This window comes from Pseudomonas sp. 05N434 (assembly GCF_056396965.1).
In genome coordinates this window covers 1-1,469 of record NZ_JBFTMK010000825.1, presented here as the reverse complement: position 1 = coordinate 1,469, position 1,469 = coordinate 1, and the positions used below count along the sequence as shown (strand labels likewise).

2 protein-coding genes are annotated in these 1,469 nt (G+C 57.8%); one reads left to right on the top strand and one right to left on the bottom strand.

Annotation, left to right across the window (positions count from 1 at the left end; translation table 11 throughout):
- Nucleotides 1–766: peroxidase family protein (locus AC1DLB_RS29790; protein ID WP_477786264.1), on the bottom strand; the 766-nt coding region annotated here is incomplete at its 3' end.
- A gap of 413 nt (nucleotides 767–1,179) precedes the next feature.
- Between AC1DLB_RS29790 and AC1DLB_RS29785 the strand changes: the two genes are divergently transcribed.
- The coding region (locus tag AC1DLB_RS29785) for an N-acetyltransferase family protein (protein ID WP_477786263.1) at nucleotides 1,180–1,469 on the top strand (290 nt) is incomplete at its 3' end.

The window sequence follows — 1,469 nt, the reverse complement described above, 5'->3', positions numbered from 1 at the left end:
GGTCCGGGTTGCCTTCCGGGCCTTCGGGGTTGACGTAGATCAGGCCCATTTGCACGGCGGCGAGCGGGTTCTCCAGGTTGCGTTCGCCCTCGGTGCGGCTGTCCTCATTTTTCCCCGGCTCAGCGACGAGAGGACCTTCGCCGGGTTCTTGCATGGGTTCTTTTTTGTCTTTTTCGTAGCGGGTGTCACCTGCCAGCCACTTGTTTTCGGAGCCCCAGTAGACGGCCTCATCCGGTTCCCAGACGTCTGGCCGGCCGCCGGAAAAGCCAAAGGTCTTGAAGCCCATCGACTCCAGTGCAACGTTGCCGGTGAGGACGATCAGGTCAGCCCAGGAGATGTTGCGACCGTACTTTTGCTTGATCGGCCAAAGCAGCCGGCGCGCCTTGTCGAGGCTGACGTTGTCCGGCCAACTGTTGAGCGGGGCGAAGCGCTGCTGACCGGAGCCGGCACCCCCACGACCGTCACCGACGCGGTACGTGCCGGCGGCGTGCCAGGCCATGCGAATAAACAGTGGCCCATAGTGACCGAAGTCCGCAGGCCACCAGTCTTGTGAATCAGTCATCAGTGCATGCAGGTCTTGCTTGACCGCCGCAAAATCCAGTTTTTTGAACGCTTCGGCGTAGTCGTAACCCTCGTCCGTGGGGTCGGACAGCCGCGAGTTCTGGTGCAGGATCTTCAGATTCAGTTGGTTYGGCCACCAATCGCGGTTCGTCGTGCCACCGCCAGCGGCGGCGTGATTGAACGGGCATTTCGATTCATTTGCCATGTGTGCGCTACCTTTGGTCGTGTTCATCCGGCTATCCGGCCCGGGGTTGGGCACGCAATAGCGACGAGCGGAATCAATGACATAGGCTGCAGCCGTGCGATCAATTGATCGTCGTGGTCACACGGGAAATCCGGATAGCGGCAATCGAGTTGCCAGCACGGTGGCCCACGGCAAGCCTAGTACGTTTCCTGACTCATTCGTATCTCTTCTCAGGTCTCAACCGGCCGGCTGATGCCAGCGCTCCAGTAAGGGTAGACGCCTATAAAGCAGTCAGCTAATAGGGGGAGTATTGGGAGGTGATAGGGATAGTCTTTTATCTGAGCCGTCGAGATGGAGTCGCTGTTACGCGTTTCTTTTATCCAGCGCCGGCAAAACGTAATCTGTCGCATCGACCTTTGGATGGAACCAAACCAATGCTGCTAACCCACCGCCCCGTCAGTGCTGAAGACGTGTTGACGATTTGCGACTTTCCTCAAACGCCCCAAGAGCTTTTTTTCATGTTCCCGAAGGCACAGTACCCGCTGACGGAGGCTCAGCTGCTTGCATCGATAGCTCAACGCTCGGACTCAACGGTGGTTGAAGGGGATAATGCTGTTGTCGGTTTTGCTAACTTTTATTCGTTTGAGCGCGATGGCGTTTGCTCAATCGGCAATGTGATCGTTTCGCCCAAGGCTCGGGGGAAAGGTGTCGCGCGGTTTTTGGT